This is a genomic window from Cryptosporangium arvum DSM 44712 (assembly GCF_000585375.1).
GTDB lineage: Bacteria > Actinomycetota > Actinomycetes > Mycobacteriales > Cryptosporangiaceae > Cryptosporangium > Cryptosporangium arvum.
On the sequence record NZ_KK073874.1, the window covers coordinates 3,686,236 to 3,702,853 of the forward strand.

Genomic DNA, 16,618 nt, shown 5'->3' on the forward strand with positions numbered 1-16,618 from the left:
GCGCGGCCGCCTAGGGCACAGATGATTGCCCGACCCGACGCGTTCTCGCTCCTCCACGCGGCCGAGCGGAACGGCTGGGGGCGGCGGTGACGACCGAGCGGAGGCGCTCGGCCGGGCTCCGGCTGATCAGGTCATCGACCGCGGCGCGCCAGCGGCCACCCATCGCACGAGGAGTTCAGAAACCGGCCTGATCGGCGAACCCATAGGGCACGAACAGCGTTACCGATCGGCTACCGCTGCTCCAACTGAATCCACCCGAGTGGCCTCCGGGCCAGATGCGGTCGAGACAGGCTGACCGAAGGCGCTCGACCGCCTCGGTGAACTCAGCCGATAGTTCGCCAGCTTCGTCGCCGAGAGCTTCGACGAAGTCGCCGCGGTCGAGCTCGACGGGCACGTACCAGCGCGACGGTCGGACCCGGGTCTTTCTGCTCCGCTGGGTATGCTGCGGTGGATCCATGCGGCAGCTCGGGCCACTGTTCGGGGTCTCTCATTCGGCGGTCCACAGAGTGCTGGACACCCTCGGGTCGCTGCTCGCGCTGGCCCCGGCGCGCGAACGACGCCTCGATCAGGTGGCGCTCGTCGACGGGACGCTGGAGCCGACCCGCGATCACGCCCGCCGCGTACGGGAAGAACTACCGGTGCCCCACCAATCTGCAGGTCGCCATGGACGCCGACGCCTGCCTGGTCATCGAGGTCGGTGACCCGCAGCCAGGCAACCTCAACTTGGTTGGCGGCGAATTCGCCGCCAACTGATCAGGCGCTATGACTCCACCTACCGAGCCGAGTCAACCGAAGTCTGGGCAGTCCCGGGACTTGGTCTGCGAGATGTGGTCGGCCCGAATCTCTTGCCGGGACGTGCATCGGTCAGCTCAGGTGGCAGCCAGGGCGGATCCCACTACGCTCTGGCGAAGGAACGCAGCGGAGGGTGCTCGATCACACCTGGCCGTCGAAGGGAGAGCGTGACACCGTATGGCTGGTCACAGCACCGCCGGTACTTGGGAACCGATAGTCACGCCCTGGCATCTCGACGAGGCACTCCGAAATTTCCCTGTCCCGGTCACCGCGACACAGGTCATTGTCCCGCCGCTTCCCGACGGTTCTGTCGCCGCCCGCATGAACCGGCTGCACCAAGCAGCCGCCGACGTGGTGGCGCAGGCGTCCAGGCCGCTGGTCCTCTCCGGCGACTGCCCCACCTCACGCGCAGCGGTGAGCGTGGTCCAGCGCCGTCATCAGGATCTGGCTGTGGTGTGGCTGGATGCCCATGGCGACTTCAATACACCCGTGATCACGACCAGCGGCTACCTCGGCGGCATGGCGCTGGCCATGTTGACCGGCCGGACACCCGATCTGTTCGACGACACCCTCGGCCTGACACCCCTCCCCGATACCAGCGTCGTCCTCGCCGATGGCCGCGACCTCGACCCCGCCGAGCGGGACTCCTTGAACGCCAGCCAGGTTCGGCGGGTCTCCGCCGACCCGACCGCCGTGGCCTCCGCCCTCGGCGACCTCGGTCCCACCCCGGTCTATCTCCACCTCGACATCGACGTCATCGACAGCGCGGAGTTGCGCGGCGCGCGCTTTCCGTCCGGCCCCGGGCCCTCCCTCTCCCAGATCGAGGAGTGCCTGACCGCCGCCTGCGCCATCGCTGACGTGAGAGGCGCCTACCTCGCCTGCGCGTGGCTCCCGGACCATGTCGGCCAGCCCACCTCGCGGGACACGATCACCCGGCTCACCCGGGCGCTCGGCGCCGACCTCGCCTGGCCTGAGTCGGGTGGCCACTGACCGTTCATCCACGGCACTGGAGGAGCGCGAAGACGTTTATCCAGCCGTTGTCGGGTGGCGGTCGACGATCGAGCCGGCGATTCTGCGCACCTGGTCGGCTTCACCGACGAGCTTCGTCGGTGGGTTGGTCCGCAACGTGAAGGCGGGGGTCTCACGGTTGTTAATCCCCGGGCGGAAGGCGGCTTGGAACGCGTCGAGGTGGGAGAGGTCGTGTTCCTCGAGCTCCGGCCGGGTGTGGCGAGCCAGCTGATGAGCGTCTCCGGGGCGCAGGAGAAACATTTTCCAGCGGGCGCCGGCCGAGATCGCCAGTGGGGTTTCGCGGGGAGTTGGGTGAGGTTCTGGGGGAACGCGAGGCCGAGGTGATAGCCGCGAGCCTGCGGCAGCATGTCGTCGACCGAGCCGGGCAGGTTGAGGAAGTTGTGTGCCTCGTCGATGTAGGCGAGCGCGTCCCGGCGGTCGGCCTCGGCGATGCTCGCGCCGCCGATGGCTGCCTGCCAGGCCGACGCCACGACGAATGACCCCGTCAACCAGAGTGGCGTTTGCCGAGGCCAGTGGCGGGCGCGCAGGACTCGTGGAGACGGCCATCGCGTGAAGCTTCGAACTGAGTTCCCACTCAGGACCGAAAGGAGACGAGGCAGCTCTTGACGGTCTAACCGCACGCAGTCTCACGCGGGAGAGTCCTCCACCTTTGGGGATTCCGCTGAGACGGTCACGGTCCCTGCCCCGGTCGGTCGAACCAGGGCAAGAGCCCGCCCCTGGAACGTCAGGTGATGGGCGTCGCCGAAGGGCAGCTCGTTGTCAGGGCGACCGCTGCCCAGGGCTTGAAGGACCGCGTGACCGGCAACGGCAACGTGAACTTCGCGGTCGCCGGCGGTGTGCAGGACGCCGTTCCCTTCCGTCAGACGGATGGTGACGTAAGCAAGGTCGGTGTCGTCTGGCGGATGACCGAGCGGTCGACCTCGACGTAGGCGATAGCCGTCACGTCCCCCCGTCGCCGGTGATGTCCTGGTCTCCGGACCAGGCCGCGATCCACGGGTAGGGGGCCTCGAAGACCGGCATTTTGTCGGCGTAGTGCACCCGGTCGATGCCGACTTCCCCAAGGTGGTCCCAACCCGTCCAGGTGAAATCTCGGATGACGTGCGGGTTGTCCTCGACGAGACGCCAGAAGCGGGCGATGCCGGGGGGAAATATTTCGCTGCCGACGATGACACGATTCGGAAGGGTTCTCTTCGCGGTTCGTGGGTTCTGGCTCGAATTGTGTGACGGGCTTGCTGTGCTCCCGGCGCTATCGTGACGGCGTGATCGATCTGCAGGTGCGGGGCGAGTCCGGGCAGGTCCTGGCACGCGCGCGAGGCTTTGAGTGGACTCAGGAACTGATCGATCTTGATCGTGCAGAGTTTCCGATGCTGGCAGGGCTCTGTGCGTTCTCGGACACCGTGTTCAACTGGCGGCAAGTCCCCATGCTCCTCAATGACCTGCAGCGGCTGCCAGACGGTGTGATTCCGGAACCGGCCTGTGCGGCGATCCGCGAGTTCGCGGCAACGGTTGAAGAGGGATCGCACCTGTATTTGTGGTTCGTCGGAGACTGAGCCGGCTGGGGGTCGGCCGTCATCGGGCGAGCAGCACCCGCTTGCGGAGGAGGTCGAAGCGGGCGCGGCCATACATCTGTCGTTTGATCATCTTGATCCGGTTGACGTTGCCCTCGACCGGCCCGGAGTTGTGCGGCTGGCTCAGGCCTGCCGTGACCGCGGCCAGATCGTTGGTCAAGCTGGTGGCGAAGCGCGCGATCGGCGACGGCGCGGAGGCCTGGGCCGAGGCGATCCACGTGCCGAGCCGGTGTCCGTGCAGGTGGGTGAGCATGTCCGCGAAGGATCGCACCAGCTCGGCGGCGGTGTTCAGTTCAGGGCATCGCTCGAGGATCGCCTGGAGACGCTGGCTGTCGTGTTCAACCAGGTTGTCGGGGTGTCGGCAGATCCAGCCGGTCACCTCTCGCACCGACGCCGGCCGCCGCACCCGCTCCAGGTCGGGCTTCATGCGGTGCTGTTCGACGAAGGCTCGGACGATTCCGTAGCCGCCGGTGAAGCCCTGCGTGGTGACTTCGCGGTGCAGTCGGGTGGCGCGCAGACAGCCCTGATCGATGCGTTCACGCAGGTAGGGGATGAAGGGGTCGAGGAGGCTGGGCCGTGGTTTCTGGCCGACCATCAGCTCCTGCCAGGCTTTGGCGTGCGCATACCGGGCCACTGTTCGTTGACTCCAGCCCAGATGCTCCGCGATCTGCCGGAAACTCGCGCCCTGGGCGACGAGGTCGTGGACAAGCGCGTGGTTGGCCTTGCGGCGATCGGCCATCGCTCCGGTCGGCTCGGTGGCGGGTGACCTGGAGGTCTCGGCAGCCGGGACAGCGGGCTCTTCCAGGCACCTCTTGTGTCCGATGACGGTGCGTTCGACCGCCGTGGCGAGGTTCTGCCACAGGTGGAAACGGTCAGCGACCTGTTGCGCCTCGGGTGCCCCGGTGGCGGCGCCTTCGGCATAGGCGGTGGCCCTGTCCCGGCAGATCACCACCGGTTTCGGGTGCGCCTGCAGCCACTCAGCGAGTGGGTCGGCGTCCCTGCCGAGCAGCAGGTCGATGGCTTTCCCGGTCTGGCAGTCGACCAGCACGGTGCCGTAGTGATGGCCGCGTTTGACCGCGTAGTCATCGACCCCCAGGACCGTCACCGGACTCACCGGACTCACCGGCGGATCCGGTAAGCCTCTGACCAGCCGAAGCAGGCTATGACGGCTGACTGGCATCCCTAACACGGCGGTCAGACGAGCTCCGGCTCGACCAGCCAGCGCCAGCCCGACCGCGGTCAGCATCCGCCGCAAACTGTCGGTGCAGCGCGCCCACCGGCGCGTCAACCCGGCGACCTGCTCGACGAAGGTCTTCTTCTCGCAGGCGGTGTTCTCGCAGAAGAACCGGCGCACCCGCAGCCAGATCTGAGTGGACCGACCGGCCGTCGGCGCGTCGGCGATCCTGCGCCGATACCGGGAATGCACCCGCGTCGAGGACGCGGTGCATCCTGGACACTCGGCACGCTGTCCACGAACTCCGGCGGCCAACAGCACTCCGGACTCGCCGCCGACCACCTCGTCGATCTCGATCCCAGCCAAATGAGGCAGCAACTCCTGAGCGGCTTCACACCGCTGGACAACGAGCCACGACCGCTTCAATCACACTCTTTGAGCCAGAACCGGTTCGTGACCGCGTTTGTTCGTGAGTTCTGACCGCAGTCCTCGGCCGCCGCTTTGATGCTCGTGAGTTTTGACCGCGGTTGAACGGTTGCGTTACCACCTTCGGTGTGCCTCGGTAAGGAGCGTCGATGGCGGTCTCGAAGGTCGAGTTATACGCCGCGATCCGTCGTGATGCTCGGACGGGGATGTCGGGCCGGGCGTTGGAGCGCAAGTACAACGTCGGGCGCCGCACGATCGTGAAGGCGATCGCGTCCGCGTGGTCGGAGCCACGCAAAGCGTTGCCGCGGCGGGCGTCGAGGCTCGATCCGTTCAACCGTTCATCGAGGACGTGCTCCGCGCGGATCTGGACGCGCCGCGCAAGCAGCGGCACACGGTCAAGCGCCTGGTCGACCGGCTGATCGCCGAACAGGGCAGCAGGTGACCTGCTCCTGTTCGCGTTCCGGCTGTCGTTCTCCGGCAAAGCAGTCCATCGGGTGTTCGCCTCTGGCGGGCAAGAGGCGTTCTTCGAGGGCCACGCCCACGCACTGCAGGCGCTGGGTGGGGTGCCATTCGGACAGGTCCGCTATGACAACTTGAAAGCGCGGTCGCTCAGGTCTTGGGCTTCAACCGGGCACGCGTGGAGACCGAACGCTGGACGGCGTTTCGCTCCCACTACGGCTTGGAGGCCTTCTACTGCCGGCCTGGCATCGACGGCGCGCACGAGAAGGGCGGAGTCGAGGGCCAGATCGGCTACTTCCGCCGCAACCACCTCGTCCCCGTGCCCGACGTCGACTCGTTCACGGAACTCAACGCGCAGATCGACCGATGGGACCTCGATGACGAGGCCCGTCGGATCGGCTCCCGCCCCCGCACCGTCGGCGACCTGTTCGCCATCGAGAAGCCGCTGCTCAAGCCGCTACCGGTCGAGGACTTCGAGACCGGCCGCTGGTTCACCCCACGGGTCGACCGATTCGCGCAGATCACCGTCCGCACCAACCGCTATTCGGTGCCGGTCCGGCTGATCGGCCGCCGCGTCCGCGTCCTGCTCCACGCCTCGGAGATGGTCATCTACGACGGCCGGACCGAGGTTGCCCGGCACGAGCGGCTGATGGCCAAGTCCGCGACCTGCCTGGAGTTAGATCACTACTTGGAAGCGCTAGTTCGCAAAGCCGGCGCACTGCCTGGAGCAACCGCGCTCGAGCAGGCTCGCTCGGCCGGAAAGTTCACCCCAGTTCATGACGCGTGGTGGGACGCTGCGCGCCGAGCCCATGGGTCCACCGTCGGAACGAAGGCACTGATCGAGGTCCTTCTGCTGCACCGGCACCTGGCGCACGAGCACGTCGTCACCGGTCTGGCCGCCGCTCTGCGCGCCGGTGCTCTCACCGCGGACGCCGTTGCCCTTGAAGCGCGGAAGGCCGCCGAGACCGACGAGCACGTCGACGCCGGCATCGCGACCGCGATGGCAGACGGGTCGAAGCCCGCAGCGGTGGTGTCCTCGCTGACCGAACGCCGGCTACGCGCTCTGCCCGCCGACTCGCGGCCACTGCCGTCGGTCGCTGCTTACGACCAGCTCCTGACCCGCACACCGCGCAGAGCAGCTCCCGGCGCAGCCACCTGAAGGGAACTCCGTCATGACTACCACTCGCCACCGCGGCCTGACCGAACAAGCCGCCGACGCCGCGGTCGACCAGGCCTGCCGGATGCTGCGGCTGCCCACCATCCGCACCGAGTTCCCCGACATCGCCGAAGCCGCGGCCCGCGAGCAGATGTCCTACCGGGCGTACCTCGCCGAACTGCTGATGGCCGAGTGCGACGACCGGGCCCGCCGACGCTCTGACCGCCGCATCAAAGCTGCCGCGTTCCCGCGCGAGAAATCGCTACGCACCTTCGACTACGACGCCAACCCGAACACCGATCCGGCGGTCATCCACACTCTCGCGGCCGGAGAGGTGACTCCGGGACCGGGAAGTCCCATCTGCTCATCGCGCTGGGCACCGAAGCGGCGTTGCAGGGACACCGCGTCCGCTACACCCTCGCGACGAAGCTGGTGAACGAGCTGGTCGAGGCCGCCGACGAGAAACACCTGGCCAAGACCATCGCCCGCTACGGCCGCGTCGACCTTTTATGCATCGACGAACTCGGCTACATGGAACTCGACCGGCGCGGCGCCGAACTGCTCTTCCAAGTCCTGACCGAACGGGAGGAGAAGAACTCCATTGCGATCGCCTCCAATGAGTCGTTCAGCGGCTGGACCAAGACCTTCACCGACCCGAGGCTCTGCGCCGCGATCGTCGACCGGCTCACCTTCGGCGGCAACATCATCGAAACCGGCACCGACTCCTACCGGCTCGCTCGAAGCAAAGCCCGTGCCGACTCGCCAGCCTGAGCTGGTCTCTAAGGGCGAGTCGCTGCTGGCACTCTGCGGTCTCCTGCCCTGGAATTAGTGTCATCAGCCTGACACGCATCAGCGTTCGCTGACCTCGGGCAGAGCTGTCGTTGCCGACCGGTGATCGGCTGCGAAGGGAGCACGGTGAGCGGAACGCTGAAGATCGACTGGCGAGACGGTGAGCACGGGATTTGGGTGGTGCCGCGAGAGCCATGGACGCCTGCGCATACCCAGCGGTTCATCGAACTCGGCGCTGCCGGCCTGAGCCTCGGCGCTGCTGGATGGCGCGCCGCGACTCACGAGACCAGCGTCGCCTTTCTTCGCGACCTCGTCGGTTTGAGGCATCTGCTCGTGATGCCGATGGAGGGCGAGCACGATTGGTCGGTGCTCGGCGAGTTGCCCCACTTGGAGACCCTCTGGCTCGATATCCCCGGCCTGAAACCGATCCCAGATCTGGAGCGCCTGACCGCTATCCGCCGGCTGATCCTGGAATGGCATCCTGGGCAGGAACAGCTCTTGATGTCGATCCCGCCGCTGGCCGAGTTGGGAATCGTGCGGTGGGGATTGGCCGACCTCACAGCACTCACCACCCACCTCACGACACTCCAGCAGCTGCACCTGACCTCCGCGCGGCGAATAACCAGCCTCGGAGACCTCGAACCAGCGACCACCCTGGAATCGTTGCGCCTGACCTACTGCACGCGCCTGAACACCTTGGAACCACTCTCACAGCTGACCGGGCTGCGTCGTCTGGCCATCGATCGCTGCGGGAAACTCTCCGACTTCTCCGCGCTGGGCACTCTGCGCAACCTGCGCGCCCTCGAACTCGCCAACACCACGATCGACGACCTCGACGCCCTCCGCGGCCTACCCGACCTTGAGTATCTGTCCATCGACGGCAACGTCCGATCCGGCGACCTCTCGCCGCTCCTCGCCCTACCAGCGCTGCGCATCCTGTTCTTCCAGAACCGGAAGCACTACAGCCACCGCGTCACCGAGATCCAGGAAGCGCTCGGCCTCGACCCGGCCGCCTATCCCGAGCCCGGCCTTCGCTCCGAAGAAATCAAGTAGAGCCCCCGCCTCCAAGCACCCTTAGCCGGCGGAACACCTCCACCGCGGCCGTCGACCGCGGTCAAATCTGACAAACACTCACCTGCCAACCGGCCCTCAACCGCGGTCACGACTGACGAACAAACACGGTCACCTCTGGCAAGCGAAATCATCGGAAAGAGGTCCTTGTCGACCAGGTAGCTGGTTCATGAAATCGGCAGCGGAGTTCATGAGGTCGTTGACACCGCCACCGGCTGCTTCTTGCCCGCTGTCGCGTTGTCGGGTGGCGTTGGCCTGCATCATCTGGACGACGTCCAGGACGGAGACGAACCCGGTGATCCCGTCGAAGGTCTCGTCCGTGACGAGGACTCCGAGCCGGTCACAGGCATCGAGCATCGCTTGACTCATCGGGTCGTGAGAGCTGCGGATGGCATTGAAGCCGGCGGCTTTCAAGAGCTCGACGCGTCGCTCTTCCGCCCGGGCGATCGTGGCCGAGCCCAGGAGGCCGTTGTCGTGGTGAACGCACGCCCCGCGCAGTTTGACGGTCTCGCCGTTGATGCGAAGGCCCTTGATGGGGTCGAGCTGTAGGGCACGGATGCCGAGGCTCGTCTCGTGACGGTCAAGGACGTCGGCGTCATCGCGGAGGACGGAACGCGCGGTGTAGAGAGACGGCGAGTCCGGGCTCCACAGCGAGGCGTCCGTGGGGTGGACTCCCTGGTTCCGTCGTGGGGGATGTGTGTCAGGCCGGACACGATCAGTCGGGTGTCGCGATAGATTCCGGCTCCGGTGTACCAGCGTGAATCGTCGTGAGACCGCGCATCGACGCGGATGGTGTTCTGATCGCCGTGACGAAGGAACGGGCTCTGGTCGACCACGAAGGTGGCGTAGCCCGACGGGCGTTGCGCGGCGAAGGTTCCGTTCACGAACACCATGGCGTCGCGGTACACGCCTTGGAACTCCGGGCGCACGACCTTGTCGTGGTAGGCCTGCGGAACGTCGAAGGTCACCGACGCGGGGGAGCGCTCTGCAACTGTGCGTAGGGGCTGACCTTGGGTCGGACGGTCCACGAGTCGTTGAAGGAGGTGATGCTCACGTCGCTGCTTCTGGTTTGCCCGGACGTGGACCGCGCCGGGGTGCTGGATGTGGTTGGCGAGGGCCTATTCCTTGGGGTGGCGGCAGCGTAGTGGGGCGCCGGGATTTGCCGCTGGCGGCTTCGAAGGTCTCTGGGGTCACGATTGCGGGGTGGCTGGGTTCGGCTGAGCGCTTCCGCTCGTCTTGGGCGTTTCAGCGCATCCGGGTTTTGTGTCCGGGAGCACGTCTTCGACGCTGACCGGCGCCGGCACGCCGACCCGGCGAGGCGCATGTACACCGAGACGATTCTGGATCTGATCCTCGCCCGGCGTGCCGCAGCGTCGACGCTGCGTCCCGTGCGACGTGCGGCTATCAGCAGCACTACTGCCTGAGGGGTTCCTGAAGGGTTCCTGAGCGATCGATGGTGTACCGGTTCGGTTGCGGCATGCGTAGCGTGGCCGACGCCGAACTGGCTTGGGGCCCGCCATACCTGGATGAATGCCCAATGCCCAGGTCTGTCGTGTCCAGAAACGCAGTGCTCCGCTCAGCTCGATAGAGGAATGATCGGGAATCCGTGCGAAAGGTTCGACGCCTCATGAAACGAATTGCTTTCAGGAAAACCGTCATCACGTCGACCGTCGCGCTGGCTATTGCCGGTGGCATGGTCGGTGTCGCCCAGCCGGCGTACGCCGCACCGGATTGCAGCACGACGGTCAACGTGCATGTCCCGCAATATCCCGTCCACAAGGTGGTTCCGGCTACCGGCAGCGGCAGCGTCGATTGCGAGCTGGGCTACGGCAACCAGAGTTCCGCCGTGCGCGCTCTGCAGGTGTCGCTCAACTACTGCCACGGGGCGGGCCTGGACACCGACGGGATGTACGGACCCGCCACGAGGAACGCGGTCCGCAACGTCCAGCGCGCGAAGGGCATCCCGGTCGATGGCCGCTACGGCCCGCAGACCCGCAACGCGATGAACCACGCGTACTTCTGGGATGCCGGCGGATTCCAAAACTGTGGCCCTTACGCCTGAGGTCGGCCGGGGAGGATGAGGGGCTGGACGGCGTTGACGAGGCGGGTGGCCTGGTTGGGGCCGGTACTTGCCGCGTGGGCGGAACCCGGCTGCGCGAGCTCGTCGGCTGGGACGTCAGCGCGTCGCGATGACCATTCGGTAGCGGGCGGGGCCCGTCGGCGTAGCGCTTCACCGGTTCGGACAGGTCGTCGTATGCCGCTTGGAGGTCGGCCCAGAGCGTATGACCGCCGATTTCCGGCACCGCCTGGTACGTGAGCGATTCGATGCTGAACGGCGGGTTCCGCCACACCCCGCCGACGTGCCAGGCACTCGCCTTGCCGGTGCGCTGCACGTCGTAGGGGTAGGAGAAGCGGTTGCCGTCATCGCGGATCGCGGTCGGGTGGTCGAAGGGCTCACCGAAGATGCGGGTGGCCGCGACGTGCTGGGTCGATCACCTCCAGCAAACAGCATTCTCGACTTTTCCGATAGGGATTAGTCAATATTGATCAGGGTGCGTCGCCGTAGTTCGCGGCGGCGTCTGGCTTCGACCGGGTCGGTCACCGGCATGGCCGCCAGCAGGGCGCGCGTGTAGTCGTGCTCGGGAGCGGTGTAGACGCGTTCGGCGTCGCCGAGCTCGACGATCCGGCCGGCGTGCATCACGGCGATGCGGTCGGCGACCCGGCGGACGACCGCGAGGTCGTGGGAGACGAAGACGAGCGTCAACCCGTCTTCGCGACGGATGTCGTTCAGCAGGGCGAGAACCTGGGCCTGGGTGGTGACGTCCAGTGAGGAGACCGGTTCGTCGCAGAGGATCAGCCGGGGGTGCGGGGCCAGCGCGCGGGCGATGCCGACGCGTTGGCGCATGCCGCCGGATAGTTCGTGCGGGTAGCGGTCGTAGGCGGCCGCGGTGAGACCCACGCGTTCGAGGAGGTAGTCGACACGCTCGCGCGCGTTGGCCGCCTTGATCAGGCGGAGGGGTTCGGTGATGCTGTCGCCGATGGTGCGCCGCGGATTGAGGGAGGACAGCGAGTCCTGGAACACCATCTGGATCGCGCCGGGAGGCCCGTCGAAGCTGCGCGTGCCGTCGGTCGGGGACACGAGCCCGGCCATGATCCGGGCGAGCGTGGACTTGCCCGTGCCGCTCTCGCCGACCAGCCCGAGCGTCTCACCCTCGTGGACGTCCAGCGTCACGTCGTCGACCGCACGCATTCCCTCCACCCTACGGAGGCCCCGCCGAGGCAGCGGATAGACCTTCGTGACGCCCTCGAGCCGCATCAGCGCGCGGCCGCCCTGTTCGTTCGCGTTCCGGGGGCCCCCGTCCGCGGTGGAAGGGACCGCGGCGACCAGTTCGCGGGTATAGGGGGCGGTGGGGCGGACCAGTACCTCGTCGACCGGGCCCTGTTCGACCTCGCAGCCGGCGCGCATGACGACGACCTCGTCGGCGGAGCCCGCCACCACGCCCAGATCGTGGCTGATCAGGACGAGCGCCGCTGACGTCGTCGCACGCACTTCGTCGAGCAGATCGAGGATCTGTGCCTGGACGGTGACGTCGAGCGCGGTCGTCGGTTCGTCGGCGACGATCAGCCGGGGCCGGCACGCCAGCGCCATCGCGATCAGCGCCCGCTGGCGCATCCCCCCGGAGAACTCGTGGGGGTGGGCCCGGGCCCGGCGCGCCGCGTCGGGGATGTGCACCTGGTCGAGCACCTCGACCGCCCGGGCCCGCGCCTGTTTCGCCGACGCCCCGGTGTGCAGCCGGTACACCTCGGCGATCTGGTGCCCGACCGAGTGGAACGGGCTCAGCGCGGACAGCGGGTCCTGGAAGACCATCGCGATCTCGGCGCCGCGCAGCGCCCGGAGCGTCGAGGGGTCGGCGGCCACCAGATCGACGTCCCGGTAGACGATTCGACCGGTCACCCGGGCGTCGGTGTGCAGCCCGAGCAGAGCGAGCGCGGTGGCGCTCTTCCCCGACCCGGACTCCCCGACGATCCCGAGGGCCGCGCCGGGTTCCAGCGTGAACGACAGATCGTCCACGGCGTGGGTCGCGCCGAAGCGGATCGACAGGTTCTCCACCGTCAGTAGCGCGGTCATCGCAGTTCCACCCGGGGGTCGACGGCGGCGAGCAGCATCTCGGCGACCGTGTTGCCGATGATCACGACGCCGCCGGCGACCAGCGTGACGCCGACGACGACCGGCAGGTCGATCGTGGTCACTGCTCCCACCAGCAGCTGGCCGATCCCGGGCAGGCCGAACATCGTCTCGGTGAGCACGGCGTTCGTCATCATCTGGGCGAGGTCGATCGCGGTCAGCGTCGTCAGGGGAATGAGCGCGCTGCGCAGGGCCCGGGTGCGCAGGATGCGGCGCTCGGACAGGCCGTAGGCCCGTGCGGTACGCACGAAGTCCTCGGCCAGCGCGCCTTCCACCCCGGCCTGGGTGAGCCGGGCGTACCCTGCCGACTGGATCAGCGCGAGCGCGATCCAGGGCAGGATCAGGTTCTGCGCCCACTGCGCCGGGTCATCCGTCAGCGGCACATAGGACGGGAACGGCAACCACTGCAGCCGGACGCAGAACAGCAACAGCAGCGCCAAGCCCCAGAGGAACACCGGCACCGCGAAGCCGACGAGCACGAAGCCATTGACCGCGCGGCGCAGGAACTGGAACCGGCCCCGGCCGGACAGCAACCCGGCGCCCACCCCGAGGATCAGAGCCAGGATCTCCGCGCCCAGTGCCAGCGAAGCCGAGACCGGCAACCGTTCGGTGATCATCGAGGACACGGGCTGATCGGTCTCGAACGAGTACCCGAGGCACGGCGCCCCGCAGTGCCGTACGTCAGGTCCGGACGAGTAGTCCCGTCCGACGAAGACGCCCCGGAGGAAGTGCGCGTACTGCACGGGAACGGGGTCGTCGAGCCCCATCGCGGTGTGCACCTCGGCCAGCCGCTCGGGCGTGCAGCCCTTGCCGCAGGCGAGCGCGGCCGGGTCCCGCGGTGCGAGATAGAACAACGCGAACACGATGATCGACAGGCCGAGCAGCACCAGCGCGCCACTGGTGATCCGCCGGGCGAGGTAGCCGGTCATCGTGCCGACCGGGGGTCGAGCGCGCGCCGCAGGCTGGTCGCGGCGAGCGTGAACGCGAGCAGCGTCAGGAACAGGAGGCCGCCGGGCACGATCACGTACATCGGGTCCGAGCGGAACCACGTCGTCGCGGACGACAGCATCTGGCCCCACGACGCGGTCGGCGGCCGGACCCCGACGCCGAGGAACGACAGCGCGGCCTCCGCGATCATGTTCTGCGGCACCAGCAGAGCCGCGTAGGCCAGCACCGGCGCGGCCAGGCCGGGCAGGATCTCGCGGCGCGCGATCCGGGCCCGGCCTGCCCCGGCCAGGCGCGCGGCCGCCACGTAGTCCCTGGTGCGCAGCGAGACCGTCTCGGCGCGGGTGATCCGTGCGGTGCCGCCCCAGCCCAGGAACCCGATGACGAGGGTCAGCAGCAGCGGCCGCGGCCACGAGTCCGGGACGATCGCCAGCAGCGCCACGGCGAGCACCAGGGACGGGAACGCGATCGCCAGGTCGGCGAAGCGACCCAGCACGGCGTCGGCGATCCGGCCGCCGAGCCCGGCGGCGAGCCCGACCGTCACGCCGATCAGCACCTCGACGAGCGTGGCGGCGACACCGACGCCGAGCGACACGCGTGCGCCGTAGAGCACCCGCACGAACAGGTCACGCCCGGTGCCGGGCTCGACGCCAAGCCAGTGCGTCCCGTCGATCCCGCCGAGTGGCCCGATCGGCACCCCGCCGCGCGCGGAGTCGAGCAGGTCGTCGTGGAACGTGGTGGGATCTTGGCCCTCCCAGGCCGCGAGCAGGGGAGCGGCCAGCGCGAGCAGCGTCATCACGACCGCGATCGCGGCGCCGGTGACGAACGCCGGGTCGCGCGCCAACCGGTGCCACACCGAGCGTGCCCGCAGCGGCGCCGGATCCAGCGCGTCGGCCGGCTCGAGAACCGTCACTTCACCGAAACGCGAGCGAGGTCGTACTGGCCGCGCCACCCGTCGGGCACCGCGTTCTTCACCCCCTTGCCGAACAGGTAGGTGTCCTTCTCGTGGGTGAGCGGCACGTAGAGCGCGAGCTTGCCGAGCTTGGCGTCGAGGGCGCCCCACCGTTTCGCGGCCGCGGCCGGGTCGGTGAGCGCGTTGATCGCGTCGATCTCGGCGTTGACGGCGTCGTCGTCGTACTGGGCGAGGTTGAAGTTTCCGCCGCCCTTGATGATCTGGCGGCCGTCGAAGATCGGGATCAGGAACGGGCCGCCGGAGGGCCAGTCCGCGCCCCAGCTGTTCAGTGAGAGCGCCGGCTGCGTGGCGGGTTTGCCGACGACTTCGCGGTAGGACGCGGAGTCGATCGCCTTCGGCCGCACGGTGATGCCGGCCTGCTTGAGGGCCTCCTGGACCGCGGCCGCCACCTTGGGGCCGAGACCGTTGGAGTCGTCGTTCTCGTAGGCGAAGTCGACGGTGAGGCCGTTGGGGTAACCGGCCTCGGCCAGTCGTTTCTTCGCCGCCGCCGGATCGCCGGATTTGCCGGCCGGGAAGTAGTCGTAGGCTTGGTAGCCCAAGGCCTCCTGCGGCGGGAGGAACGTGGTGGAAGGCCCGGCGGACGCGGTGCCGCCCAACGCGTTGACCACCGAGGTGCGATTCACGGCGTGCGAGACCGCCTCCCGTACACGCACGTCGTCGAACGGCGTCTTGGTGGTGTCGAACGCCAGGTACGTGGTCGACGGGAACTCGCCGCGAGCCACCCGCTTGTCGAGCTCGCTGCCGGTGCCCAGCTGGGCGAGCTGGTCCGGCCCGATGATGCCGTCAGTCGTCACCGCGTACCGGTCCTTGCCCGAGCCGGTGGCGATCCGCTGGTTGATCACGGCGGAGTTCAGCCCCGCCGTGACGTCGATCTGGTCGGGGCAGGCGTAGCGCAGTTCGTCGGACTTCTGGTCCCACGCGGTGTTGCGCACCAGTGCCAGGTGCTTGCCCTTGTCGTACGAGGCGATCTTGTACGGCCCGCTGGACACCGGCTTGTTGCCGTAGTCGACCCCGTTGTCCTTCGCCTTCGGCACCGGGGCGAACTGCGTGGCGGTGGCCAGATAGGGGAAATCGCCTTCAGGTTTGCGCAGTCTGAAGACGATCGTCTTGTCGTCCGGCGTCTCGATGGACTTGAGGCCGGCCGGCTGTTTGTACGGGCCCTGGTAGTCGGCCGCGCCGATCAGCCAGTCACGCAGGTAGGGCGCGCCGCCGGGCAACTCCGGGGCGAAGGAGCGCTCGATGCCGTACTTGACGTCAGCCGCCGTGATCGGGGTGCCGTCTTCGAAGTAGATGTCGTCGCGCAGGTGGTAGGTCCACGACTTCGCACCGTCGGTGGAGGTACCCAGATCGGTGGCCAGGTCGGGTGCCGGCTTGGTGCCGGCCTGGCCGGGCTGCCGGTTGCGGGTGGTCAGCGTGCGGAACAGCAGCGAGGGAACGTTGCCGCCGCCGGAGGTGTAGAGGCGCGCCGGGTCGAGCTGGGAAATCCCGCCCTGGTTGAGCACGACGAGCGTGCCGCCCCGGCAGTTCTCGGGGTCGAACGCGGTCGACGAGCCGCCGCTGTCGTTGTCGCAGGCAGCCAGCGTCGCGGAGCCCAGGGTGAGGGCGAGCGCGACGGCCAGGGATTTACGCATACCGATCCTTCGTGGGGTCAGCTAGGTCGTACTAATCCGATCTGCTCGGTAGGTTAGAGGGTCGAGTCGAATATGGACAATGGGGGTGACCGATCCGGTGCGGGCGTGTCGTGCCCGACGCTTTTCTCGCCCCGTCCACCGCGCCGACAGCGCGACGCTCCGCGAGGCCTTCCGCGGTGTCTTCGATCGGATCGCCAAGGACTCCGCCCAGCGGGGGAACAGCCGCGCGCTCGTCCACGACCAGGGTGAGCAGTTACATGCGCTGGTCCGTGACGGCGGCCGGGTGGGATCTGTCGTCGATACCGCCCTACGCCGACGAACTCGGATGGTCACCCCCGCGGGTCGCTGAGCAGGTGCTGGCCGGTGCTGGCTACGCAGGATCGGACGCGGACTGGTGGACGTGGAGCTGCCATCCGACA

General features: G+C 68.0%; 12 protein-coding genes and 4 pseudogenes. 7 read left to right on the forward strand and 9 right to left on the reverse strand.

Going from position 1 to position 16,618, the window contains the following annotated elements:
- Nucleotides 1-175: 175 nt before the first annotated feature.
- On the reverse strand, nt 176-394 hold the full coding sequence (locus tag CRYAR_RS48100; RefSeq protein WP_035851818.1) for a hypothetical protein: 219 nt from the start codon (nt 392-394) through the stop codon (nt 176-178).
- Between the two features lie 58 nt (nt 395-452).
- Here CRYAR_RS48100 and CRYAR_RS45720 point away from each other — a divergent pair.
- A pseudogene (locus tag CRYAR_RS45720) lies at nt 453-723 on the forward strand (helix-turn-helix domain-containing protein); the annotation flags it as partial.
- A gap of 390 nt (nt 724-1,113) precedes the next feature.
- Nucleotides 1,114-1,782, forward strand: a complete 669-nt coding sequence (locus CRYAR_RS16385) for an arginase family protein (RefSeq protein ID WP_211247485.1) — start codon at nt 1,114-1,116, stop codon at nt 1,780-1,782.
- 665 nt (nt 1,783-2,447) lie between these two features.
- Here the strand turns inward: CRYAR_RS16385 and CRYAR_RS51300 are convergent.
- Nucleotides 2,448-2,993, reverse strand: a complete 546-nt coding sequence (locus CRYAR_RS51300; RefSeq protein WP_425389369.1) for a hypothetical protein — start codon at nt 2,991-2,993, stop codon at nt 2,448-2,450.
- Nucleotides 2,994-3,080: 87 nt separating this feature from the next.
- Here CRYAR_RS51300 and CRYAR_RS16405 point away from each other — a divergent pair, with 87 nt between their 5' ends.
- Complete coding sequence (locus CRYAR_RS16405) at nt 3,081-3,371, forward strand: hypothetical protein (RefSeq protein ID WP_035863285.1); 291 nt, start codon at nt 3,081-3,083, stop codon at nt 3,369-3,371.
- A 19-nt stretch (nt 3,372-3,390) separates the two neighbouring features.
- Here CRYAR_RS16405 and CRYAR_RS16410 read toward each other — a convergent pair whose 3' ends face one another.
- Nucleotides 3,391-4,905, reverse strand: coding sequence for an ISL3 family transposase (locus CRYAR_RS16410; RefSeq protein ID WP_425389394.1), 1,515 nt, complete (start codon nt 4,903-4,905; stop codon nt 3,391-3,393).
- A gap of 233 nt (nt 4,906-5,138) precedes the next feature.
- Between CRYAR_RS16410 and CRYAR_RS16415 the strand changes: the two are divergent.
- From CRYAR_RS16415 to CRYAR_RS16425, 3 genes and pseudogenes are all read left to right on the forward strand, one after another.
- Nucleotides 5,139-6,607: pseudogene (locus tag CRYAR_RS16415) on the forward strand (IS21/IS408/IS1162 family transposase).
- 13 nt (nt 6,608-6,620) lie between these two features.
- Nucleotides 6,621-7,375: pseudogene (gene istB / locus CRYAR_RS50740) on the forward strand (IS21-like element helper ATPase IstB).
- Between the two features lie 144 nt (nt 7,376-7,519).
- Complete coding sequence (locus CRYAR_RS16425; protein WP_157017769.1) at nt 7,520-8,446, forward strand: leucine-rich repeat domain-containing protein; 927 nt, start codon at nt 7,520-7,522, stop codon at nt 8,444-8,446.
- A gap of 129 nt (nt 8,447-8,575) precedes the next feature.
- On the opposite strand, the gene CRYAR_RS51305 is transcribed toward CRYAR_RS16425, so the two are convergent.
- On the reverse strand, nt 8,576-9,220 hold the full coding sequence (locus tag CRYAR_RS51305) for a glycoside hydrolase family 2 TIM barrel-domain containing protein (RefSeq protein ID WP_425389395.1): 645 nt from the start codon (nt 9,218-9,220) through the stop codon (nt 8,576-8,578).
- 871 nt (nt 9,221-10,091) lie between these two features.
- Here CRYAR_RS51305 and CRYAR_RS43180 point away from each other — a divergent pair.
- Nucleotides 10,092-10,526 carry a peptidoglycan-binding domain-containing protein gene (locus tag CRYAR_RS43180; protein WP_084700573.1) on the forward strand — a complete coding sequence of 145 codons (435 nt, stop codon included), beginning with the start codon at nt 10,092-10,094 and terminating at the stop codon, nt 10,524-10,526.
- Between the two features lie 82 nt (nt 10,527-10,608).
- Here CRYAR_RS43180 and CRYAR_RS50750 read toward each other — a convergent pair.
- The 5 genes and pseudogenes from CRYAR_RS50750 to CRYAR_RS16455 form a co-directional block, all read right to left on the reverse strand.
- Nucleotides 10,609-10,947: pseudogene (locus CRYAR_RS50750) on the reverse strand (TauD/TfdA family dioxygenase); the annotation flags it as partial.
- Nucleotides 10,948-10,997: 50 nt separating this feature from the next.
- A complete protein-coding gene (locus tag CRYAR_RS16440) occupies nt 10,998-12,593 on the reverse strand; it encodes a dipeptide ABC transporter ATP-binding protein (RefSeq protein ID WP_035851842.1) in 1,596 nt (531 codons plus the stop codon).
- Nucleotides 12,590-13,579, reverse strand: a complete 990-nt coding sequence (locus CRYAR_RS16445; RefSeq protein WP_035851845.1) for an ABC transporter permease — start codon at nt 13,577-13,579, stop codon at nt 12,590-12,592. The genes CRYAR_RS16440 and CRYAR_RS16445 overlap by 4 nt, the downstream gene beginning before the upstream one ends.
- Complete coding sequence (locus CRYAR_RS16450; RefSeq protein WP_035851848.1) at nt 13,576-14,508, reverse strand: ABC transporter permease; 933 nt, start codon at nt 14,506-14,508, stop codon at nt 13,576-13,578. Before CRYAR_RS16450 ends, CRYAR_RS16445 begins: the two co-directional genes overlap by 4 nt.
- Complete coding sequence (locus CRYAR_RS16455; protein ID WP_035851851.1) at nt 14,505-16,199, reverse strand: ABC transporter substrate-binding protein; 1,695 nt, start codon at nt 16,197-16,199, stop codon at nt 14,505-14,507. Before CRYAR_RS16455 ends, CRYAR_RS16450 begins: the two co-directional genes overlap by 4 nt.
- Nucleotides 16,200-16,618 lie beyond the last annotated feature (419 nt).

Bases quoted from the DNA above. Each gene is read 5' to 3' on its own strand.
- CRYAR_RS16385 (WP_211247485.1), top strand. From the start codon at position 1,114: ATGAACCGGCTGCACCAAGCAGCCGCCGACGTGGTGGCGCAGGCGTCC.
- CRYAR_RS43180 (WP_084700573.1), top strand. From the start codon at position 10,092: ATGAAACGAATTGCTTTCAGGAAAACCGTCATCACGTCGACCGTCGCG.
- CRYAR_RS16440 (WP_035851842.1), bottom strand. From the start codon at position 12,593: ATGACCGCGCTACTGACGGTGGAGAACCTGTCGATCCGCTTCGGCGCG.
- CRYAR_RS16445 (WP_035851845.1), bottom strand. From the start codon at position 13,579: ATGACCGGCTACCTCGCCCGGCGGATCACCAGTGGCGCGCTGGTGCTG.
- CRYAR_RS16455 (WP_035851851.1), bottom strand. From the start codon at position 16,199: ATGCGTAAATCCCTGGCCGTCGCGCTCGCCCTCACCCTGGGCTCCGCG.